At 50.5% G+C, this 22589-nt stretch carries 22 protein-coding genes; 10 read left to right on the plus strand and 12 right to left on the minus strand.

The features are described 5' to 3' along the window. Positions 1 to 181 precede the first annotated feature (181 nt). Together RUDLU_RS28960 and RUDLU_RS28115 are read left to right on the plus strand one after the other, a co-directional pair. Positions 182 to 1513 (plus strand): ImmA/IrrE family metallo-endopeptidase, encoded by a 1332-nt coding sequence (locus RUDLU_RS28960; protein WP_019991022.1) that lies wholly within the window; start codon positions 182 to 184, stop codon positions 1511 to 1513. A gap of 12 nt (positions 1514 to 1525) precedes the next feature. Then, complete coding sequence (locus RUDLU_RS28115; protein ID WP_019991023.1) at positions 1526 to 2218, plus strand: DUF6035 family protein; 693 nt, start codon at positions 1526 to 1528, stop codon at positions 2216 to 2218. A 73-nt stretch (positions 2219 to 2291) separates the two neighbouring features. On the opposite strand, the gene RUDLU_RS0124150 is transcribed toward RUDLU_RS28115, so the two are convergent. Both RUDLU_RS0124150 and RUDLU_RS0124155 read right to left on the minus strand, forming a co-directional pair. Then, positions 2292 to 3608: a sensor histidine kinase gene (locus tag RUDLU_RS0124150; protein ID WP_019991024.1), complete on the minus strand. Its 1317-nt coding sequence runs from the start codon at positions 3606 to 3608 to the stop codon at positions 2292 to 2294. Further along, on the minus strand, positions 3596 to 4270 hold the full coding sequence (locus RUDLU_RS0124155; RefSeq protein ID WP_019991025.1) for a response regulator transcription factor: 675 nt from the start codon (positions 4268 to 4270) through the stop codon (positions 3596 to 3598). Before RUDLU_RS0124155 ends, RUDLU_RS0124150 begins: the two co-directional genes overlap by 13 nt. Before the next feature lie 92 nt (positions 4271 to 4362). On the opposite strand from RUDLU_RS0124155, the gene omp85 reads away from it, so the two are divergent. After that, entirely contained in the window at positions 4363 to 5814 is a 1452-nt protein-coding gene (gene omp85, locus RUDLU_RS0124160; protein WP_211220226.1) for an Omp85 family outer membrane protein, read from the plus strand. Positions 5815 to 5895: 81 nt separating this feature from the next. Here omp85 and RUDLU_RS0124165 read toward each other — a convergent pair whose 3' ends face one another. After that, positions 5896 to 6465: a recombinase family protein gene (locus RUDLU_RS0124165; protein WP_019991027.1), complete on the minus strand. Its 570-nt coding sequence runs from the start codon at positions 6463 to 6465 to the stop codon at positions 5896 to 5898. Positions 6466 to 6625: 160 nt separating this feature from the next. On the opposite strand from RUDLU_RS0124165, the gene RUDLU_RS0124170 reads away from it, so the two are divergent. Then, positions 6626 to 9727: a Tn3 family transposase gene (locus tag RUDLU_RS0124170; protein WP_019991028.1), complete on the plus strand. Its 3102-nt coding sequence runs from the start codon at positions 6626 to 6628 to the stop codon at positions 9725 to 9727. A gap of 141 nt (positions 9728 to 9868) precedes the next feature. Further along, complete coding sequence (locus RUDLU_RS0124175) at positions 9869 to 10675, plus strand: DUF7829 domain-containing protein (RefSeq protein ID WP_157580396.1); 807 nt, start codon at positions 9869 to 9871, stop codon at positions 10673 to 10675. An 86-nt stretch (positions 10676 to 10761) separates the two neighbouring features. Here RUDLU_RS0124175 and RUDLU_RS0124180 read toward each other — a convergent pair whose 3' ends face one another. From RUDLU_RS0124180 to RUDLU_RS0124195, 4 genes are all read right to left on the minus strand, one after another. Further along, on the minus strand, positions 10762 to 11601 hold the full coding sequence (locus tag RUDLU_RS0124180; protein ID WP_019991030.1) for a nucleotidyl transferase AbiEii/AbiGii toxin family protein: 840 nt from the start codon (positions 11599 to 11601) through the stop codon (positions 10762 to 10764). Further along, positions 11594 to 12586: a type IV toxin-antitoxin system AbiEi family antitoxin gene (locus RUDLU_RS0124185; RefSeq protein ID WP_245581716.1), complete on the minus strand. Its 993-nt coding sequence runs from the start codon at positions 12584 to 12586 to the stop codon at positions 11594 to 11596. The genes RUDLU_RS0124180 and RUDLU_RS0124185 overlap by 8 nt, the downstream gene beginning before the upstream one ends. A gap of 82 nt (positions 12587 to 12668) precedes the next feature. Continuing rightward, complete coding sequence (locus RUDLU_RS0124190) at positions 12669 to 13775, minus strand: hypothetical protein (RefSeq protein WP_157580399.1); 1107 nt, start codon at positions 13773 to 13775, stop codon at positions 12669 to 12671. Continuing rightward, positions 13738 to 14685, minus strand: coding sequence for a hypothetical protein (locus tag RUDLU_RS0124195; RefSeq protein WP_044129681.1), 948 nt, complete (start codon positions 14683 to 14685; stop codon positions 13738 to 13740). The genes RUDLU_RS0124190 and RUDLU_RS0124195 overlap by 38 nt, the downstream gene beginning before the upstream one ends. 204 nt (positions 14686 to 14889) lie before the next feature. On the opposite strand from RUDLU_RS0124195, the gene RUDLU_RS0124200 reads away from it, so the two are divergent. The 5 genes from RUDLU_RS0124200 (at position 14890) to RUDLU_RS0124225 (ending at position 18715) form a co-directional block, all read left to right on the plus strand. Then, on the plus strand, positions 14890 to 15111 hold the full coding sequence (locus RUDLU_RS0124200) for a hypothetical protein (RefSeq protein ID WP_019991034.1): 222 nt from the start codon (positions 14890 to 14892) through the stop codon (positions 15109 to 15111). Positions 15112 to 15126: 15 nt separating this feature from the next. Continuing rightward, positions 15127 to 17043, plus strand: coding sequence for a nucleotidyltransferase (locus tag RUDLU_RS0124205; protein WP_019991035.1), 1917 nt, complete (start codon positions 15127 to 15129; stop codon positions 17041 to 17043). A gap of 169 nt (positions 17044 to 17212) precedes the next feature. Next, complete coding sequence (locus RUDLU_RS0124215) at positions 17213 to 17788, plus strand: 3'-5' exonuclease (protein WP_019991037.1); 576 nt, start codon at positions 17213 to 17215, stop codon at positions 17786 to 17788. Beyond that, the gene (locus RUDLU_RS0124220) at positions 17788 to 18315 is read left to right on the plus strand and encodes a hypothetical protein (RefSeq protein WP_019991038.1); all 528 of its coding nucleotides are present in this window, start codon (positions 17788 to 17790) and stop codon (positions 18313 to 18315) included. The genes RUDLU_RS0124215 and RUDLU_RS0124220 overlap by 1 nt, the downstream gene beginning before the upstream one ends. Beyond that, positions 18287 to 18715 (plus strand): hypothetical protein, encoded by a 429-nt coding sequence (locus RUDLU_RS0124225; RefSeq protein ID WP_019991039.1) that lies wholly within the window; start codon positions 18287 to 18289, stop codon positions 18713 to 18715. The genes RUDLU_RS0124220 and RUDLU_RS0124225 overlap by 29 nt, the downstream gene beginning before the upstream one ends. On the opposite strand, the gene RUDLU_RS28120 is transcribed toward RUDLU_RS0124225, so the two are convergent. From RUDLU_RS28120 to RUDLU_RS0124250, 5 genes are all read right to left on the minus strand, one after another. Continuing rightward, positions 18704 to 19231: an AAA family ATPase gene (locus RUDLU_RS28120; RefSeq protein WP_019991040.1), complete on the minus strand. Its 528-nt coding sequence runs from the start codon at positions 19229 to 19231 to the stop codon at positions 18704 to 18706. The two genes, RUDLU_RS0124225 and RUDLU_RS28120, sit on opposite strands and share 12 nt — an antisense overlap. Positions 19232 to 19235: 4 nt before the next feature. Then, positions 19236 to 19769 (minus strand): ASCH domain-containing protein, encoded by a 534-nt coding sequence (locus RUDLU_RS0124235; RefSeq protein ID WP_019991041.1) that lies wholly within the window; start codon positions 19767 to 19769, stop codon positions 19236 to 19238. Further along, complete coding sequence (locus RUDLU_RS0124240; protein ID WP_169578072.1) at positions 19766 to 20905, minus strand: hypothetical protein; 1140 nt, start codon at positions 20903 to 20905, stop codon at positions 19766 to 19768. Before RUDLU_RS0124240 ends, RUDLU_RS0124235 begins: the two co-directional genes overlap by 4 nt. Before the next feature lie 77 nt (positions 20906 to 20982). After that, a complete protein-coding gene (locus RUDLU_RS0124245; RefSeq protein ID WP_157580405.1) occupies positions 20983 to 21987 on the minus strand; it encodes a hypothetical protein in 1005 nt (334 codons plus the stop codon). Positions 21988 to 21994: 7 nt separating this feature from the next. After that, positions 21995 to 22588: a DUF4186 family protein gene (locus RUDLU_RS0124250; RefSeq protein WP_019991045.1), complete on the minus strand. Its 594-nt coding sequence runs from the start codon at positions 22586 to 22588 to the stop codon at positions 21995 to 21997. Position 22589: the final 1 nt, after the last annotated feature.

Here is a 22589-nt window from a genome sequence, read left to right on the forward strand (position 1 = left end):
TGGCCTAGATTATAGAACAGTCAGTTTACTTTTTTCAGGCTCACAAGTGTGTATCTAATTTACTATTTTTAGCTGATAGAATCGCAGGGCCGTAATAAGTCATCATTCCTATTTGGAAAAATCGTCAAACATTGTGGCAAGCGGTTATAAATTTGAGACCGGTATCAGAAATCATCCATCCATGAATGAGAAGCCTTTAAACACGGTAAAAAAGGGCGATGAATTTGAGAATTTATCCGCGCATTTAATCGAAAAGGCACTCAATGACTACAAATTAGGGTTAATACCAAGTAATTGTCGGGTCTTTAAAAAGAAAGGGTATTACTCATCGCTCCGAAAAAGAAACATCATTTTTGACATAGCTATAGAAGTGTGGCCTGAGGGGTCAAAAAACTATGCTATTCTTAATTTAATCGAATGTAAAAATTACGCCAAGAAAGTCCCGGTTGACGATGTCGAGGAGTTTTATGCTAAAATCAGTCAGGTCGGTCACGTTAATGTGAAAGGTATTTTTATTACGAATAATGGCTTCCAGAAGGGGGCTTTTACCTTCGCTAAATCCGTTGGTATGATGCTGATAATAGTAAACGACTTAATTTCCCTCAACATCATCTTACACAAAGCAAATCGCCAACGGCAAATAGAAGAAGAGTATTCTTACAACGTCTCTGGAATTGAAAACGAAGATCCTATTATTCAACAAATGATCTTTCGTAAAATCCAGCGAAAGATTGACAAAGAATTATTAAGCATATTCGTTTATCAAGTAATTGCAAATTCGTATAGGCGACAGGAAATTGATGTTCCAATTTTGTCCGCTGAAGAAATTGATGAGTTTACATCTTCAATTCTAATGGCTTATAATCCCGATGTAGTCAACGGAGAACGAAGGCTTGATTGGGAAAAATTTGGGATATTTCTTTCGCAGGTGTATGAGCTAACAATTTCGTTCGATTCGATGGATGGATTCGACTGTCGTGGTCATAGAATTATTAGTCACTGTTCGTTTTTGACTAAGACCATTGAAGTTGATAAGACTTTGGAAAATACCAATCGAGCTCCCTTTCTTCTTGCTCACGAGTTGGGTCATTTCTTTTTACACAACCGAATTGCCCTCAACCAACGTGAATACGAATCATTCAGTGACTCAGCTTATAATTTGAGTATCAATCGCCATGAGTTGAATAATCCAAGGACGTGGCTTGAATGGCAGGCGAATCAGTTCGCAGCCAGTCTATTGCTACCACGTAAGTCAATTTTATATCGTCTGGGTATAGAGCAATATAAGCAGGGGCTTCAAATTGGGAAGCCCATTTATCTGGACGATCAGTTGGATAACCGAATCGCCTTCAATACAATTATTGCTAACCTGGCCAGATTTTATTTCACGACAAAGACAAGCATTATTTATCGCCTTAATGCTCTGGATATGATAAAGATCAATTCTCGGTTGAAATCAGTAGGCCAACTCATTCGGGAAATTTATCCTGATCTACTACAAGAACCCTGGTGATTTATCGTACAGATGAAAAATGTTCAGTTCACTATACCTTCAGTCTTGGATTGCGAAACAGGAGAAGAAGTGTTTGCCAGTGCGTTCTTCAAACAAGATGAAGTGGTTATTTTCGAGGTACGCAGACAATTAGAAGATGCCATCCGTAACCGGTGCGACCCTAAGTTTAAGTGCTATTACTGCAATCAGCTTATTAAAATTCGAGGGAAAACCGAAAACGAAACAAAGCTGAAGCGAATGCACTTTGCCCACCAACGGGATAGTGAGGATTGTCCAATCAAAACGAGCCAGCACTTGACAACTCACCAAGTGCTGGCTGTCAAATACAACGGACAGAAAGAAAGCGAATTACATCGCCGTACAAAAGAGTTAGTAGCAACCTCGCTGGAACAAAACCGACTTACAGGGAAGGGTGTGTCAAAGGTGGCTATGGAATCCGTTAAGCGAGATACCTCGGGAATGATGACTTGGCGTAAACCCGATGTCAGCGCGGTTTACAAATCGTATTCGGTTGTATTTGAGATTCAACTTTCGACAACTTTCTTGAGTGTGATCGCAGATCGTGAACACTTTTACCAACAAAATCAAACATATATCATCTGGCTTTTCAAGTCCTTCTCTGATGACTTTGACAAGCAGCGATTTACTGAAAAAGACGTTTTTTATGGTAATAATCAGAATGCTTTTGTTTTCGACGGAGGGTAGTTTTGCCGTTTTGTACAAAAACCGTCACTTGACCAGTAGCCGATTTAGTGACTGCCCGCTGGCTGGAGTACACTCAGCGTTCGTCACGGATGGGTTGAGTGCCGGTGAAGTTAACCCAGAAGTGGTGGAGACGCGCGTCAAAGGTGTAGTGAATCGACCAGCCGTAGCGTTCGCAAACCTGCCGGGCAATGGCCAGTCCCAGCCCGCTACCGACCTGCTCGGCACTCACGCGGGCGAACCGCTCAAACAGGCCACTGGCTTGCAGGGCCGTCGTCCCCGGATTCGCTACCCGTAGCTCACCGGCTTGTAGCCTCACCAGCACCTCCCCACCGGGGGGCGTATACCGCAGCGCGTTGACCAGCAGGTTAGTCAGCAGCACCTCCAGCAAGGCTTTGTTGGCCCTTACCCAAACGGGCTGCGTCAACTCGGTACGTAGGCGGAGTGCCCGCTGGTCGGCATGGTCAGTGAGCAGGTCGAGGCTCTGCCCCAGCACGCCCCCCACCTCTAAGGCTTCTTCGTCGGCGTAACCGCCGTGTTCCAGCCGCGACAGCAACAGCAAATGACGGTTCAGCCGGCTGATGCGGGTCAGGGACCGGTAGGCCGCTTCAATAAGCTGGTAATGCGCTTCGGTGAGACCCTCCTGCTGTAACAGTAGGTCCAGTTTGTTGGTGGCGATGGCTAGGGGTGTCTGCAACTCGTGCGACGCATTCTGAATAAACTCCCGCTGCGAGCGATACACGGCGATGCTGTGCTCGATGAGCTGCGTCAGGGCCTGGTTCAGTTCCGCAAACTCCGCCGTATCCGACGGGGAAAAGGCAATGGGCGTTTGCCGGTCTAAATTAAACGCCTGAAGCTGGGCCAGCGTCTGGCGAAAGGGTTGCCAGAGCCGCACCGATAGCCGCCGGGTCAGCAGCAGCAGGCCCACGACCAGCAGGCCAAAAAAAGCCACCGTCACCAGCGCGATGGCCAGCACCGTTTCTTCGGTTTCTTCGACGTTGGTCTCCACCGTGAGCCGGTAGAGCTGGTTCCCCACTCGCAGGGTCCGACGCAAGCCCCGGTAGCGGTTCTCGTCGGGGTAGCTGACGTAGGGGTTTTGCCGCCGGATCGTGTAGGTGCTGTCGGAGGGAAGCACCGGCCCCCGGTAGGCTTCCAGGGTCGTGCCGGGTTGGTTGGGATAGTGGCGGGGGTCGATGGACCGGCCTGCCTCCGGTTCGCCGTTCAGCTCGTGCTGGGTACGGTCGGCCAGCAGCCGGTTGTGTTCGTCGAGTTCGCGCAGCCAGATACCATCCACTAAGAAATAGTACACGGGAATGCTCGCCCCCAGCACCAGCAGCGCGTACAGCACGAAGGGGCGCAGGGTCCGGCGTAGCAGGGGCGTTAGCTTTCCCATTTGTAGCCCGTTCCGTAAAGCGTTTTCAGATAGGGCCGACAACCGGCGGCCTGTAGCTTCTTCTTGAGGTTCTTGATGTGGGCGTACACAAAATCGTGGCTGTCGAGTAGGTCGGCCCAGTCGCCCGACAGGTGCTCGGCCAGGGTGCTTTTGGAAATGACCCGGTTTTTATTGCCCACTAAATACAACAGCAGATCATACTCGGTTTTGGTTAGTGCCAGCGGCTGGCCGTGCACCCGCACGGTTTTGGCCAGCAGGTCCAGTTCCAATTCGTGCTGACTAACCAAGTTGGCTGCTCCAAACTGCCGCCGTCGGATCAGCGAGTGTACCCGAGCGGCCAGTTCAGCCAAATGAAAGGGTTTGGTCAGGTAGTCATCGGCTCCGATTTGCAGCCCCCGTATTTTATCATCGAGCGACCCATTGGCCGAGATAATGATAACGCCGTCGCTCTTGCCCTGTGCTTTCAGTTCCTCCAGCAGCCGCAGGCCACTGCCATCGGGCAGCATCAGATCCAGCAGGATGCAGTCGTAGGCATGACCCTCGATTTTATCGACGGCCTGCCGGTAGGTAGCGGCCCGTTCGCAACCATAGCCCTGGGCCGTCAGATACTCGGCGATGCTGCTGGCCAACTCCGGTTCGTCTTCGATGAGCAATAGTTTCATGCTGCTAAGGTAGAGAGGGCTTTTTGTAGATAAGTTGAAGGACGCTGGCTGGCGTGGAGAAGCGGGCAGTCTTCCAACGGTTCGCCTTCAAAATGTCTGCCAAATCAGGGGGTTGTTTTACCCAGTCAATACTAATTCACGTCGTTATGAAACCACTTCGTTGCGTTTTGTTTTTGCTGGCCACCCCGCTGCTGGTAGGAGCCCAGGATATGGATAGTCTGCGCTTCATCCGCTCCAAACGCCTGTCCGACGCCGACCTGGCCAAGAAACGGGAAGGCTTTTTCGTGACGGGCCTGCCCGATGCATCGTCGGACCCGGTCACGGGCTTCGGCGTGGGACTGCGCAGTAATTTTTACTGGAACGGCACCCGCCAGAACCCCCTGTTCGGCTACACGCCCTATCTGGCCAAGCTCAAGGTGAACGTTGCTTACTACACCTCCAACGCTCGCGAACTGGCCCTTTCGCTTGACATGCCCTACTACAAAGGTACGCGCTGGCGCTTCCGGGTGGACTTCAAGGCGCAGCAGAACCCGGCCAATCTCTACTTCGGCCTGACCGAGACCACGCTGGGTCCGCTGCGGCTGCCCGCCACCCCTGAAGGCGGCCCTACGTTTGCCACCTACCGCGCCTTCGATCAGGCGCGCCAGACCCTGCGACCAGGAAGGGCGGGCGAAGCCGACGAGGTGACCGACGCGCTCTCGAATCGCTTCCGCGAAACCGAGTTCATGCTCAACCTCAAAGCCGACTACGCCCTGGGACGCCAGGGTCGATGGCGGCTGATGGGCGGCTACGAAATCCAGCACCTGAGCTACCGCACCTTCGAGGGGCTGAACGCCCCGGCCCTTGACCCGGCCACGGGACAGACGCTCACCGCGCCCAACGGGACATCGCTGCTCCGGCGCGATTTTGAGCAGGGACGCATCACGGGCTTGAATGGGGGCTGGGTGTCCATTCTCCAGACGGCCCTGATCTACGATACGCGCGACTTCGACCCCGATCCTACGCGGGGGGCCTATTTCGAGGTGGCCAACGAGTTTTCCAACCCCGTCATCGGCTCGCAATTTAACTTCAACAAGCTGTTCGTGCAGGGACGCTTCTTCCGGCAGCTTCCCCTGGGGCCGCGCACGGTGCTGGCCGGGCGCGTGGGCATCGGCAACATCTTCGGAGCCAACGCGCCGTTCTTCGAGTTTCAGGACCAGTGGAGCCCGGAGGGCAGCATCAACGCGCTGGGTGGTCGGCAGTCGCTGCGGGGCTACCGCGCCAACCGCTTTCTGGCCCGCTCGCTGTGGTTTGCCAACTGGGAGGTACGCGCCCGCCTGGCCGAAGCGAGCTGGGGCAAACAGCGGTTTGCCCTGGCCGTGGCTCCGTTCTTTGATGTGGGTACGGTGCGTGACCGCTGGCAGGAGCTGAGCTTCGACCGGTTGCGCACCAGCTATGGCATGGGCCTGCGCATCGCCTGGAACCAATCGACCATCCTGTCGCTCGACTACGGTCTCTCGCGCGAGGACCGGCTGCTGTTCTTCGGCATCGGCCAGGCGTTTTGAGGGCTTATCAGGGTAGGCCCTCATCACTCAGGGCAAGAGATTGGAAAGGCTTGTCATGGTCGAGAGACCCAAAGGGGTTGGCTACGACAAGCCTTTATCAATACGTTTTCGATACCGCTTTACGCTGGACGTACTAATGCCCGTCAGACTGACCGTTTCGGCCACTGACAACCCGCGTTCCAACGCTTTCTTAACCTTGGCAAACTTTTCGGCATCCAGTCCTTTCGGTCGGCCAATGTGCTTACCCTTGGCTTTAGCCAGCATCTGACCGGCCCGCGTCTTTTCCAGAATACTTTCCCGATCATACTCGGCCAGTGCTGCGAAAATTTGCAGCACCAGTTTACCCGCCGGCGTACTGCTGTCCACACCCAGATCCAGGGCTTTGAAGTGAATACCCTGCCGGGCAAACTCGCCCAGCAAACTAATCAGATGATCCCGGCTCCGACCCAGTCGAAAGAACCGCGCCACCATCACCGTGTCGCCGGGGCGTAGCTGGGCCAGCAGAGCGTCCAAAGCCGGTCGGCTGGTGCTCACGCCTGTAATTTTATCCTGGACGATCTCATCGCAACCCGCCCGCCCCAGCGCATCGAGTTGCGTGTCTACGTTCTGATCCAGGGTGGAAACCCGGGCGTAGCCAAAAATCTTGTTCATTAAGTGTCAAAAAGTTAGTATCATAAACGCGAAAGCCGCTTTCTTTCAGGACCTACTTTCTGAACCCTGCTTTAAGTAGCCGTGCAGCGGGAGCGGGGGGAGCTAAGGAAGGGTTCGGAAAGGTATGACTTGTTGGCCCCTAAACCCTGCGACCTGACCCATGGCCCGTCGTGACTATCTCTCTGCCGAGGAACGGACGCGTTTCGACGCTCCCCCACCACTCAACAGTAGCCAACGGCTGATTCTGCTCGACTTACCCCACTGGGCCGAAACGTACCTGGCGGCCATTCATACGCCCACAGCCAAAGTTGGCTTTGTGCTGCAATTAGGTTATTTTCGGGTGGTGACGCGATTCTTCGTACCGGACCGATTCACCCAAGCCGATATCGACTGGGTATGCGGGCAGCTACTCATTCCGCGCCATCAGGTCAATCTGGCGGCCTACGGCGTCAGTCGTACCCTATATCGCCATCGGACGACGATTCTGGCGCAGTTAGGCTATCAGCCCTTCGACGAGCAGCACCGACAGGAGCTGGGACGGGAAGCCCAACTGCTCACCCACCTGCAAACCCGGCCCGCTCAGATGCTGGATGCGTTAGTCGATTATCTGCGTCAGCAGCGCATCGAGACACCCTCCTATAGTCTGCTGCGCGACATCATCACCCAGGCACTCGATGCCTTTGACGGGCACCTCCAGACCATCATTCAACAGCACCTGACCGCTGCGGATCAAGCCATGCTCGACGGGCTGGTGGACAACTCACCCCCCGCGCCCGAAGGCAAGGGTCGCTACCCGCTCACGGACCTTAAACAAATCAGCCAGTCGATGCAACCCAAAGCCATCGCTGAGCGAGTCGCCCTGTTCAACCGGTTGAAGACGTTGTTCATACCCCTGGCCCCGTTGATCGCCCGGCTGGATTTGACCGACGATACGATCCGCTATTATGCCCAGTACGTCCTCGATAACCGGAGCGTGCGCCTGGCCGAACGGGTGCATGAACGCTATTTGCGGTTGATGGCCTTCATTACCCACCAGTACCTTTCAGTGGGCGACGCGCTGATCCTGACGCTGCACAAAGCGGTTTCGGGTGTCCTCACTGATTGTGACGACCGCATGAAAGAGGAATACTATCAGAGCCGCCAGGCTACGGCCAGCCTTGTTGGTCAGGTCAGCCGTCGGGCTGACGTGCATATTGATGCCTTGACCGAGATCGAGCAAACCATTGACAAGACCGACTGGACCAGCGACGAGAAGGTGGGCTATATTCGCCAGATTCTGGAGCGCAAGCGACTCACTTCATCCCAGTTGCTGACCGATAAGCAGCGGGTGGCCGACCTGAAAACGATTAATCAGCCCATCGATGAACGGACCGACTATTACCAGGCCCTGGAGAAAGCGTCCTTTCGCCTGCAACTGCGGGTAACGGCCATCGTGCAGGTGCTGCAATTCGATGCTGAAAGTTCACATCCCCACCTGATCGAAGCCATTACGTATTACCAGCAGCAGCGGGGTGAACTGACCGCATCGGCTAAGCCACCGCTGGCCTTTCTGGATATGGCCCAGCGGCAGCATGTGTTTACCGAGAAAGGTAAGCTGCGCGTATCGCTCTACAAGATACTGCTCTTCCGGGCCATCCGGGATGGCCTGCGCGATGGTACCCTGACAGTGTTGTCGTCTTACGAGTATCGCTCGGTCGATGAATACCAGATTCCCCGATCCCAGTGGAGAGCCTACCGGGAAGAGTATCTGCGCCGGGCGGGTCTGCTGGCCTTTAGCCAACCAGCCCCCACGCTAATGGCCTTGGGTGAGCGAGTCAACGGTCAGTTCGAGCAGACCAACGGACGACTCGATACCAATGAGCAGGTCTTTTACGACGCACACGGGGGCTGGCACCTTCACCGCTACCGGGCTGATGAAAGCGAAACTCAGCAGGCCACTCGTCAGCTATACCCCGTCAGCCGGGTCATCACCCTGCGCGAGGTCTTGTTACAGATTGAGCAGTTAACCGGTTTTCTGGGCAAGTTTCAACACCAGGGCTTCCCGCACAAACCGACTCGGCCGGATGTTCGACTGCTGCTGGCGGCCATCATTGGCTACGGCGAAAACATCGGTATCCGCAAGATGGCACTGATTTCCAAAGACATCTCCGTCCACACCCTCGAAACGGTAGCGACCCAGTACTTTTCACCCGAGAAGGTGCTGGAAGCCAACGATTGTATCGTGGCTCATAGCAATGCCCTACCGCTGACGGATCTGTTTCGCCGAAAAGAAGGCTTTGTCATGACGGGCAGCGACGGACAGAAATACGATGTCTCGGTGCCGTCGCTACGAGCCTCGGCCTCCTACAAGTATTTTGGCAACGGGGAGGGCGTTTGCGTGTATTCAGGACTGGACGAAGCCGGTCAACTGTTGTACACGGTTGTCATTAACGCAGCCGAGCGGGAATCAGGCTATGTGCTGGATGTTGTGTTGCACAATCCGGTGCTGCAAACTGAGGCCCACGCGACGGACATGCACGGCTTCTCCGAAATCAACTTTGCGGTGATGGGCTTGCTAGGCATTGATTTTCGCCCGCGCTTCGTGCAGCCGCATCGCCAGCAGCTCTACAGCTTAGACGCCGTGGGGACGTTCAAATCGAAGGGCTACAAAATCGTGCCGTCTTCGCGTGTGGATTACGAGCATCTGGTCGCCTACTGGGATGATATTCTGCGCTTCGTGGCCTCCCAAAAGTTAGGCTACGTGCGCCCCTCCACCCTACTGAAACGACTGAACTCGTATGCCAAGCAGCATCCGCTTCACAAGGCGCTGCGCGATCTGGGGCGACTCTACAAAACCGATCTGATTCTACGTGTAGTGGATGATGCCGGGTTGCGGGCCAGCATTGAAGGCATGCTCAGCAAAGTGGAGCACAGTAACAAGTTCAGCAACGCCGTTACGCTGGGGAACAATGGCTCCTTTGACTGGCCAACGCAGGCTGACCGGGATACGGCCAGTGGTTGCCGCATGCTGATTATGAATGCCATTAATTTCTACAACCTGCTGTATCTGTCCGAAAAGCTGCGGGTGAGTAAAACCACCGCCGAACGAGAGGAACTGCTAACGACCATTCTCCAGTCGTCCACGCACACGTGGCACCACATTAATCTGGCGGGTGAATACGATTTCTCGGATGGAACGATGCCACCGTCGCCCTTCGACCTGAAGATGTTGATGGACTTGCCCCTGGCCCGCCCGCGTAGCCACAACCAAGTGCTCAAGTGACGGATTTTGTACGAAACGGCAGAACTACCCGACGGAGAGGCTATCAGAGAATCCAAACATCGGCAAGATCTTGTTCTTAAATGTCTGTATAGGGAGCCTTATAGGATTGGTCAAGAGGTAGCCTATCGGTGGAAGGAACGGATGGTTGACCTACATGACCTGACGTTTGATAATGCTACTTACAAAGTGTTTTTCTTCGATGTAGAGGGAGCGGTAAAAGCTATCAAACAAGAAATCGACGAGGAAGAGCGTACGGAAACGCAGCGACAACGTGATTTAGCGGCACGGCAACAAACGTATGAGCAACGCCAACAAGCCTATGAAGAACAGCTGGAAGAAGGGGTTTCCCTTGCCCGCTTGTCAGTTCATCAAACGCTCAATGAAATTGATGCTTATCCTGAACGACGTAGTCCTTTGTTGCGTGAATTTGCTGTATTCTCACATGAAACTGAGCGGAATTTATTCGACCTGTTTGGGCAAGAGCAGGGCTATCAACTAACAGACTTAGACAAAAGCTTTTTAAGGTTAGCCTTTGAGCAGGAACGGGCAAACCGCTCTCATCTGGAGCGGAATGATCTACTGACTTGCCTATGCTTGGTAACTTGTTTGACAAAATTGAAAACCTCCCAAAAAGCTCATCGCCTGAAGAAGGTACAAGGTCCTGTTCTGGCTCTATTATCCATTAAACTGAATTGCGTGGTTGGGCAAAAATTTAGTAAATTGATACAAGTGGCTCATACTGTTTTCCCTGGTAAAGAGACGTATTCGCACTTGTTCTTACAGGCACTTGAACACTGGCCCAACACAGCTTTAATTCAACAGGATGCCCATTCAGGTGGTAAACTGGCTAAGAAGATTGCTGCATTTAAGCAAAAAAACATTCAGCCTGATCACAGCTATGACGACGTTTTTAAGATCCTGTTTCCTGAGCTATTTGATTTAAAGTGATGATTTTGTCAATACGTTCTTGTCAATCAAAATCCGTCTCAACTCACCGTAAAGACGGATTTTGATGAAAAGTCTTTTCTACACTACTACTCCCCCATCCCCCTCCGCAACTGCCGTAGCAGATTCAGCGCGTAGCTGACCGACCAGCGACTATCACGAACCAGTAATTCAGCGACGGGACTTTGCTCACCTAAACTGATTTGCTGATCAATGATCTGGTCGATACGTTGGTGGAGTGCATTGGAGAGGGCAACGATGGGAGCCATCTGACGACCTAGCACTCGCGCGGCCGTTAGGGTGATGTCGAACTCGTCGTCGCTGAATAGATCGTTGTGATTTTCGTAGATGTCGTCTTCGGTAATGTCAAAATAATGCCGCAGAATTGCGCCGATGTCAAGGATGTCTTTCGAGCGGTGTTCGGGTCGGTCGTCATAGGCAATGAATTTAAGTAGCACGATGCCGGCCAGCGTACAGACCAGAAACGGCTGATTGTCTATTTCGACAGATTCGGTGCCTGCTTCGTACACTTCCTGAAATCCATCCACGCGAATAGTCGTCAGGCCCTGCCCCGCTACACTGACTGACTGCTCCATCGACAAGGCTCCAAACGGCAGCAAATCCACAGGCCGCCCGTCCTCGAAGACGAGCGTATAGACGTTGTCGCGCCGGGCAATAAACCGCCCCGTACCGATCAGGCGGTCGCGCAGGTGCCCGTATTGTTCTTCATTCGCCAGCAATACAGCCAGGTCGAGGTCGCGGGTGACGCGGCCCGGCTCAATGTCGTGTAGGGCCGTTAGCCAGATGTCGCGGGCAATGGCTCCAATCAGGTAGAAATCGACACCCAGTGTAACCAGCTCGCTTTCCAGCACGGCAAACAGTTCGCCGAGGTTGCCTTGTCGAAGTTGCTCAAAAGTGATTCTATGCATTAGCAATATGGTCTTGATAAATGCGCCGGGCGATGTCGGTTGTGCGTGGGTCGTCAATGGATAGTAAGTCGGCGTAGGCTAACAAGGGCGGTACGGTAGGTACGTTAGACGTGTCAGCAAAGTCTTTCCAGAATACCTGATTAACCTCCACCGGCCCATCGGGGTCGGGCAGTAGTTTATACGTTTTAAGCAAACCCGCCTTATCCTCATTGGTGTAAAGCGTCAACGTAGCCGGGCGCAGCTCGTTCGTGAGGGCATCCGCAGCAGGCTCCCCACTCCAATACGTACCGGGTTGTAACGCTACCTGTCGCCAGTCGGCAGGGGAGAGGTTTTTAGGTAGTCGAAAGCAGCCCATAATCAGGCTCGGTTTGAGGGCCGCAGCATACCGGCCGGCCCACTGTTCGCGTAACTTATCGAGCTTAATTAGTTTCTTTCGTTTATTATCTACCGAGATGACGTAGCCCGACTTCTTGAGGTAGTCGATGGTGTGTTGTGCTGTGCCGACCGAAACGCCAGCCTGTTCCGCCAGTTCCCGTACGCTTAGGTTGATAGCGTCGGGCAGTATAAGTAGGGAGAACAGGACCCGCAGGCCACTTTTACCGAAGGGTTGTTTCGCTACGGCCGGGGCTGGAGCCAGCTTACGCCCCTGCACAATGAGCAGCATACTACCAACGTGTATGTAACAGTTACCGGCCCCGTCGAGGTAATTTTGTTGGGTTTGCCGCAGCGTTTGTTTGAGCGAATCAGGTATCTGTTCGGCCAGCAGCAACGTGTTGGGTTTGCCCAACTGTCTTAATTCATCTACATGATGAGCCATTGCCCGCTGCCTGATCTGAGTAGGCAGGCGAATGGTGTTGTTCCCGGTATCGATAACCACAAAGCCATCAAGTCCGGTAGTAGCCGTGTTTTCCCACAAAACTTTCAAGCCAGTGGCATCACGCAATCCCTCGACTGCCTGATCAGCAATACGGTCAAACTTGTTCAAAATTTTAAATAGTTCATTTTTATTGAACAATCAAATATATTGAACATTTTTATCAAGAGCAAGTACGTAGACTCCTTAGGTGCTAAAAGGACGATTTGAGAGTAAGCAGACGCCGGCAAATTAAAGTTAAGGTATCGCTGTCGCGGTTTATCAGAAGGAGCATACTCTTGCCAGTTACTTTATCAATTAATATACCTTGTTTATAAGCCTTGACCTGAATTATTGAATCGATCTTGATAGACGTAGTTTTATTTGGGCTTTCGAAGATAAGTCTCTTGTTAGTAACGTAGAGAGATCCGCTGCTAATCAGTTTGATGATGTCAAACGTGTCCTGATGGTTGTGAAGGACATTCGATGTTAAATCGACAACATCAAGCGTTTTACGATGTTCAAAGTGGTCGGTGTAGTTCGTTCGGCGAACGGTTACGCGTTCCTCAAACCATTGCACATCGCTGGCCTGATAATGGCACACTTCCAACTTTTGAAGGGTGATAGCTACCTCGATTACGGGTAAGTCTGAATTTTCAATAGCCCAATAGCGCATGTACCTTTCCATGTGACGTCGGGTATTGGCACTAAGCTTGGTACCCAAATTCTTACTTACGGTCAGAATTTTATGTTCCTCTTCGGGAGAGATACGGGCGTTGAATGAATATTTTTGAGCAAGCTTATTTAAATGATCTTGGCATACTTCCTTATAGATACTGTCAGTCAGATCGACAGGAATAGGAATAAGCTGTTGTAATGCCGACAGAGCCACTTTATCGGTCTCAGATATATGCCCATCTTTAATAGCGTCTTCTGCCCGCTGCTTATAGGCTAATTTGCCAATTTGAGCATGTAACATCTCGACCGTTGAGGGCGGTAAGTTAAATAATGTTCGTAAATGCTCGAGATCGGACAACCCATCTGTTCCCAACTGTTTATCAGACAGTTTATAATTAAGATGGACAGCGTAAAATTCTTCCAGATTTAGCATGAACCGGCTTAGTGGAAAGCCATATCGTTGCTCAATATCTGTTAAATCATGCCGGGTGATCGTTCTGATTGGGCGGTTGGCCAGGAGGTTGTTAACTTCAATAATAGCATTTTCCTCAGGGTGCTGCCGGAGTAGGCGTTGCATCAAACTCAGCGACCTCAAGGGTCTTGTCTCAAAGGCCGTTGACATCGTATTTTCTATAGGTTTCATAAATTGGCTTATTCCAGTTGCATACGCCCCCGTGATGAGAACAGGCACCTCTGCCTTTAGCATTCGAGGGACTGTAGCTGCCATCACAGCAAACGGTTTGGTAGTAAAGTAGTTTACGGACTAACGGGTTGAGCTTGTCGTAGAGCTTGGTTGCCTGACGATGACCGGCTTCGGATGCCTGACGGAATCCGGCAATGGCTTCTGTTTTCCGGCCTACTTGCTGATAGCAAAGTGCCTGTTGATACAACTGTTCACCATTCAGCGAACTAGTTCTGGACAGTTCATCGTAGTGTTGAAGTGCCAGTTTATACTGTTTCGTTCGCACGTAGCTATTTGCAAGTCCTTCGTGTAGCCGGTGTTGCGTGTCTGTTTCGTCAGTTGAGACAAATCGACCGGATTGGTTGTAAAAATAGATTGCCTTAGCGTAAGCACCTTTTTCTAAGAGATTATCGGCCTTAGACAGGTACGTTCGTACACTATCAAGGCGCTGAACTTCTCTTCGTTTTGCTTCAACTTCTGCTTTTTGTTCAGCAAGAGCGGCTATCCTTTTGTCTTCCTCCGCCTGCTTAATACGGTCTCGATATTGAAAGCCGTTCCCAATCAGGATGAAGGACATTATCCCAAGTGTGCATAGTTTTAGAGTTGGAACGAACCGGAATTTTAGTAACCTTTCGAGCCGATTTTTCCCCCAGCTTGAAGCAAAAAAAGCAAAGAGCAAAAACGACAAACTGAATCCTACATGATAGCTGAAAACAGTAATAGCGGCCAGTATTGATAGGAGGGATAAGACATTCCACAATAGATCACCTGTATTTTCAGCCTTTTTCGGCGTCGTTTCAATCGATTCTTTAAAGTAGTCGGGAAGAACCAGATGCTCTTTAGGGATCAATTTGGGTACATACTTTTTCATGAGGATCAAGAAAAATGGTTTGTGTATATTAAGCCGATGGAATTGTAAATATATCAAATAGACATGCATTTTAACCTTAAAAGGAACTCTCATAAAGGCGATGGCCGCAACAGATGATTAGCTCCGGATGATAGATAATTTGGGTGAAAAACCGAGAAACGTCTCTCAAAAGCGGTAAATTTGAGTTTTAAATTGATAGAGTAAATGGAGAATAATCAACCAGAAAAATTAGGGCCGCACGTCGAGGTAACACCAGAAGGGCTGGTAGTGGATTTTGACGCCATCCGCAACGAAACCATTGAACGGTACGGCTTTGCCGAGAAGCCCGCCGACGAACCCTGGATTATTGGCAAGGTGACCCGGGAAGACTTCACGCTGATGAAAGAAGAGGAGGCTGAAGCAGACAGAAAAGAGGAGAAGCAGTAATAGGAAGTGTAACAAATGACCCGCGATCAGGAGGAGTTTTTGCAGGTGCTCAATCGGCACCAGGTGGAGTATGTTGTCATCGGGGGAAAGGCAGTCCAATCATACGGTAGTACCCGCAAGGCCGACGACATTGATGTATGGATCAACCCATCGGCCGAAAATGCCAATAAGATGGTATCGTCGGTGAAGGAGTTTCTCGGAGCCAACATGCACCCCCGCGATTTTACCGACGATAAAATCGTGTATTTCGGGCGAAACCCGTACCGAATCGATATTCACAAGGACGTACCGGGTCTGGGTCAGTTTGCCGACCATTACCCAAACCGTGTGCCAGCCCGCACCAAAGACGGTACCGATTACAGCGTCGTATCCCCTCATGATTTGGTGGCCAGTAAGAAAGCCGCTGGCCGGCCCAAAGACTTGCAGGACATAACGTATATAGAGGAGCGGGTTATGGGGATTACCCGGCAACCCGAACGCACCCGAAGTACTGATAAACCTGCTTATGAAGCCCAGCGGGGCACCGCCCGCAAAGTGGACTTCGATGAGTTCAAGCAGCGCATCAACCTGGTCGAGTACGCAATGGATCAGGGCTACATCAAAGACCGGCAACGGAGCGGAGGTAATTCGGTAACGCTCTACAAAGACGATGCCCGAGGCCGGGACAAAATTGTTGTGTACCCGAATCAGCGGAGCGGCATAGACATCTACTTTAATCCTAACGACGGAGCCGATAAGGGAACGGTAGTACAGTTTCAGCACCGGCGTGGTACGGGCGAGTGGAAAGACACTATTGAAAGCCTGCAACGCTATATCGGTCAGGTGCCCGAGCAGCAACGCCCGGCGCGACCCGCCCCACCTCCCGATAATCAACAGATACCTACTCGTGAACAGGCCGTCGTGCGGAGCTTCGACTTGAAACCGCTGACCGACGATACGTACCTGCGTGGCCGTGGGCTGTCGCCCGCTACGGTAAACGCACCGGAGTTTGAAAATACAGTTTTCAATCGTTCTTACTTTGACCGGAGCCGGGGTAAGCAGTACACGAACACCGTGTTTCCAATTAAAAATGAACAGGGAACGATCGCCATCATTGTGCGGAACGACGGCTTAAAAATGGTCGAGGGGCCGCGTGGAGATGGGGTATGGATTTCCAATCCAAAGGTGATAGGTTCCGATGGTCGTCTGGATCGGTTAGTGATTGCTGAAAATCCCATCGACGCGATGAGCTTTCACCAATTGAAACCACCGGTAGAAGGGGAAAAAAGGTTGTACATCGGCACAGCGGGCAACCTGTCTTCGGGTGCGCCCGATACGGTGCAGAAGTTGATTGACCGCTACCAGCCGAAGCAGATCGTGATGGCGAATGATAATGACAATGGCGGTTTTCGGACGAATATCAACCTGGTTGGTCGGTTGCGGTATCCGGGCATCGAGGAGAGCAACAACATTCAGGCGCAGTTGGCTATGCCGACGCCCAGCCAGTTACGGCTAACGGTATCGGTCAGCTACCCGGATCAGGCGACGGGTAAGCAACAGGTGCAGCAGCTAACGGAACGGTTTTCGGCGGCATTGAATAAGAACGACCCCCGCGTGGATTCGCCGGAGGACGAGCCGACAGCACGTATTAATGTGAGGGGCTGGCAAGGTAGCCGCACCGAGTTCGAGATTTCGATGCCCAACACCCGGCAAAACTTGGTACGTACCCAAAACGAGTTGGTAGCCGCCAAGGGGCTGAACGAGGTGGTGGCGTTGAAGTTGCCGGTACACAAGGATTTCACCGAAGACCTCCAGCGAAACGAGAAGCTGACGCTACCAGCCTTACCCGGTGAAGCGAAGCAGCAGATGGTGCAATCGGCAGAAGGTCCGAAGATGATGCCGAAGTTTGACCTGCCAAGTTTTGCCAATGAATCAACTGGAATGAAACGATGAGCAACGGTATCGAGATGCTATCCTACCCAGATATTACACAAGCATCGGGAGTAGAAACAGGCTGGTTTGGAACAGGCCCAAATGACTTAAATTTATTGCCTTTCGTGCTCGTTTTGGCGTTTTTGTTTGTTCTATATGGAGGAATTAAACAGTATCTGAAACGCATTTAATGACCTACCTAATCATCGACACAGAGACCAACGGCCTGCCGCAATCCTATCATTTGCCCGTTACTGACCTGACCAACTGGCCACGACTTATTTCGGTTGCCTGGGGGCTGTATGATGAGCAGGGCAAAGAGTTAGGCCGACAGTATGCAGTGGTGAAACCAGATGGATACCGATGGAACAAGGTAGCCCAGCAGGTTCATCGTATCACGCCGGAAGAAGCCGAAATAAAAGGGCAGCCGTTGGTCGATGTGTTGAACCAGCTACGGCCGGCACTGGAACGGGCTGATGCCTGGGTAGGGCATAATATCGACCTCGACTACGGTGTTATCGGAGCGGAGTTTATACGAGCCAATGAAGCGAAGCCCGGTCGGGTAGGTGAGTTTCCGGCCCGACCGGTTATCTGCACGATGGATGCCAGCGCAAAAGTGACGCCTAACCGGGAGCCGGTAAAACTGGAAGAGTTGTACAGGCTGCTAACGGGCAAGCGTATGATGGGGATGCACGACGCGACCGCCGACATGCTGGCCACCGCCCGTTGTTTTTTTGAGTTGAAGCGTAGAAGCATTTTTGTCTGATGTTAGATAACAGACCAGCCGAAGAGCATTTTGCCCTGTTGTTCCCCGGTAAGCCAATTCCGAGCTGGGCTTATGAGACGATTCGCTATTTCGATTATCACGCCTACAACACAGGTGAGGAGAACGTCGAGACGGTTCGGCTTGAACAGGTTGTCGGAACCGACCACGAGAGCTATGGCAATAAGCTAACCTGGCTGCAAATGCTGACCTATGCCAAAAAGCGCAGCAATTTTAGGACTGACCGAATGCCCGGTCTGCTGGCCACCGATCCGTCACGTCTTCAATTGGCCCGAATTGACGGAACCCAGGACTATTATCTTGTAGGTGAGGGGAATCACCGACTATCCGCTTATAAGCTTTCAGGCATGGAGACAATCAATTGTGCTGTATGCGTCGCCTATGCCAGGCAAAAGCCTGTAGAACCGGTTTACAATGAACCAGAACAACGTCATGAAAAAAATACAACGTCTTTTTCTGCCTGGCTTGCTCATTGGCGCAATGTCCTGTCAGCCAAACGCTTCCGTTGAACCGACTTTCCCGCCAACGAAAGCATACTACTCATTTCGGGTCTTCAAACCCACCGACCTAAACCAGCCGCGTAACGAAGTCAGCTTCGACACCCTGACGTACCGCGCTGAGGACGGAACCACCCGCATTCTGACGAACCGGACCATCTACTTTACCAACGAATACGACACGACCATATACGCCAACGTACCCGCCGACCGGGTGCTGGAAGGCTACTTATCGTCGAGCAAAGCGAAGAGCGTGATTATCGAAGTGGGCCTGATCGACAAGACTGGTGCAAAACGCCGACAGGATTATCAATCGACGGAAGCGACGAACCAGAGCTCAACGGCACCTTTACCCGTCCGGCTGAGAGTGCGGAAGGAGGTGGCGTTGGGGGATTTGAGATCAATTAATTAAACCCAATACCTCTACAATTTGGTCGATCATTTCATTGGTAGTCAAGACAGTGGATAGAACAATATCAGCTTCTTGTTTTAATTGAGCTTTTACATCATGTTCAGTCGAGTGATTGTCTATCGTTAGAACTTGTTCAGATGAATAACGTGACTGTAGCCGCTCAATTCGGGTACGTTCATCTACCTCAATGTGTATGTGAATAAATTTAAACGGATTTACTAATCTTTTAATGATGTTCAGCACACTTATATGGCGTACTCCATCAATAATAAGATTGCCATTAGAGCGCCATACGACTTGGCTAAGGACACTGGCACAAAACTGCTCAGCATCATTGTCAAGTAACCGTTCACCAATATTCTGCAAGTTTTCGCGGGTTGGCTCAATATGATGTTCTATTGCATATGAACGAACATAATCCCCAAAACTAATTCGAGGCCAATCTAACCGGGTTGCTAATGCGGTTGTTAACGTGGTTTTACCGCTGCCTATTTTGCCTGAGAAAGCTATAGTCATGGTTTTAGTCTAAGACAACCCACCCTCTACGGTCTCGTTTATCAATATAAATGACTGAATCGAAGCAGGTAATTTCATCAATGGCCATCAATGTCGCATACTGAGCTTCTTTCTTATGATGCCAAAAATCGGACCCTTCTAAGCACAAGGCCGAAGCAAATGTTTGCTGCACCTGTTCAAAGACCACTGGAGTTAACTGGTATGACCAAACGTGTGTGATGTGACAAAGTCCAATCACTGGACCACCGGACCGTTTTAGCAATAAAATGTCTCCCGACTGCACCTTACCAAACGGAGCCGATTGATTAACTGAAAACCTTGACTCCACAGTCTTCTTTCCTTCAAGAATATATTGCAAAAAAGGCTCAACGAAGATGCCCAAGTGGAAACGAACCGTTGAGTCATTAGTTAACTGCTCAAACTTATTTAACCAAAAGCTACTATGATTAAAGGAGTTTTGTAGTAATTCAATCAGTGCGTCTCGAAGAGAATCATTATGGTGATACGATATAAAAATAGAGTCTGTGTGACGTGTCATTCTACAAAAAGGTCAAGTGCCATCAGTAGCGCAACGATTTTATGTTTCTCAGTTTGAGTAAGCGTCTGCGTACTAAAAATTAGCTTGGACGTTTCTGACAAAGAATGCCCGGATTGAAGATAATGTAAAAATGGACTTACTTTTTGAGATGCAATGGCTGTAAAAGCTATATTATCCGATGTCCAAATAGTTATGCGATTTCGCTCAGTAGCCCGACGAGACACAGAATGAAAATACTTTCCTTCCGCCTGGGTTGGCCAATAGTCAAAGTATCCTGCCTCTAAAGCCTTTCGCACTTGTATCTTTTTGTTACCAATCCGGTATTCAGTCCAAGCGTCTTGGTCCAAAAGTAAAGGATGTTGCGGAGCTATCAAAGTATCGGCCATCTTCCGAAAAATCCACAAGTCCCCTAAACGCCAAATGTCAAGATGTACGTCGTTAGTTGCCAGTGCCTGCCGTTCAAACGCGGGTGTCTGGTACGCTAACAACCTGGGTATTTTTTTTACGAGTTCAAACCCACGTTGAGCAGCCATTAAACCGATAGCTCGTCGGTCTGACGAAGCAGAAGGCCGAGTTAGGGCAGGTAAAACGCTAAGCCAGCATTCACCACCTGTAGCTAAGAGTTCAGCTCCCCTATCCAAATAGGCTTCGTAGTAGTCGAGATACCAAGGGGGGTCAGCAATGACTAATTCGTAAGTCGGTCGACTATCATGTAATGGATATAACAGATCCTGCTGAATGACCGAAGCAGCGTATCCGTTTTTATGAAAATCCTGTACGAGAGACAGGCTACGTTCGTAGAGGACCGTTTTTATACCATGCTCGATTAAAGCAGGTAGTAGGGTTTTGACACCAAATAGAGCAACAGATTGATTCGAGGCAGAATAACGCTTAACGCGTCTTGCCAAACTATTGATTGTATGGTGGGTAAAGCGCCAATCAAAATCATTAGGATGCTCATCTGGTAAGAAAGCAGTGCTTTCTGCCAATTGCGGATGTGGGGAAAGGGTGGATAAATTACCTACAGCATTGGTTACATAAGGGATATTGGCCTTATTAAGCGCTCGCTCAATATCAATCGGGAACGCTCCTAAACTTTCTCGAATGTAATCAGCTAAAGATAGCTGCTTCCCCAAAGAACGCCGGTGCACTTTTTGCAACCGGCGTATAAGTCGTTTTTGGTAAGAAACATCAGATGTCTCCTGTATGCCTGTCAAGACCATATCCTATGCTCAAATACACGTTTAGAGCGTTCTTCGGATGTGAATCGTTTTTGCAATTCATCATTCCACACAGCCACGGCCTCTTGCTGAATCTTAATTGCTTGATGGTGGGAGTCATTCATCCGTAGTGAGGTTGGCGTAAATTCTTTAATCGGCAGTGGAATGGTCCGCAGAAGAAAGTTGGGGTGAATTCGCTCCTGAATTTGATCCATGAAGTCAACCATTTTGTCTCGTAAGCCATCCGCTGTCTGTGCCGTTAAGGTCACGTAGCCGTACATATCAATTCGGCTTTCAATTAGCCGTTTCATGATTACGAATTGGTAGTCGAATAAAGCCGAAACCGCGTTCGTGTTGAAAGAGAAAGAAGCTGGGTCAAAACCTTTGAAGCAGCCAACTCGTCCGTAGAGCGTGGAATCAGCCAGCCGATTAACTTCTTCTTTTGTTAAATTACTCCATAGGTAGTCATTGCTCAGGTTATCGTCAGACCATACGTACACCTCCCCTTTTAATCCCCTTCGCCGGATGGCATCAATGATCCAAAGTGTCCATTCAGGAACCAAATCAGGCTGACCACCGGATAAATCGATAATGGGTAAGGGCTGCTCCTCAGCTTGGTATAAGTCTAAGAGTTCGTCAGCAGTCAAGTAGGCAGCGTGTTTGAGGTTACCACTTAACAAATTATAATCGACAAAACAGTACCAGCACCGCCAGCTACAGACTGCATTCTGAAATACTTGAACGCGTACCAGATTTTCAAAAGGCAGTTGCAGTGCATGATGCGCCGGATCGATTGGCAAAGGGTTTTCAGGAAATCCAGGCGATGACTCTCTATGGAAATGATGAATTCGGCCAAAACCTGAGCAGTTATAAGGCAACGTCAAATCCTTACTTTGAGTACTACCAGGAAACTGAGTGATCAACACCTGTTGTCTTTCCTGGATGATACCTTTTCTGCGTAACTGTTCAGAATGTTCTTCCGTATTGATGAGAGCCATTGGTATATCAGCTAAGGGGGAGTACTAATTGAGTGCCTACTGGCGGATTGTCAAAAAGCCGAATATCGATGTAGTGCATTACTAATCCAGTTAAATACTGAAGTTCGCTGTCTGTCAGGTCGCGATCATAAGGAATATTGTGCCAGTAACGAATGCATTTCCGACAACAGGTTGCGGTAGCATGTTGGGCGCAGTATATGATGTTTTTGGGGGTCATTGGGGTTTGCCTTCCATCCCAAATCGATTCTCTGCCAGAACAACTCACTGACCGTTGAAGCCGTTTATAGACAGCTTCTTCCATTTTTACACGCCCCGTCTGAAATTTCTTCCAACTAACCTTCAAATCCAATTGAATTGTCCAGAAAACATGCCGAACGTACTCTTTTCGTAAAGCCGCAAAGAGCGTATCGACATCATCAAGATCACGGCTATAAATCCGATTCCAATCCACTATATCAGCATCACAAGCCTGGCATTTACCTCCTTGGTAATCTTCTACTTTGACCTTCCCCTTTTTGGGCCGGAAACAATGTAAGCCTTCATCACACTTGGTGCTGGTGCAGGTGACTTTAGGTAATACTATTTGATCGTCATTAGCCATG

It is taken from the genome of Rudanella lutea DSM 19387 (genome assembly GCF_000383955.1).
In the GTDB taxonomy this organism is placed as follows: domain Bacteria; phylum Bacteroidota; class Bacteroidia; order Cytophagales; family Spirosomataceae; genus Rudanella; species Rudanella lutea.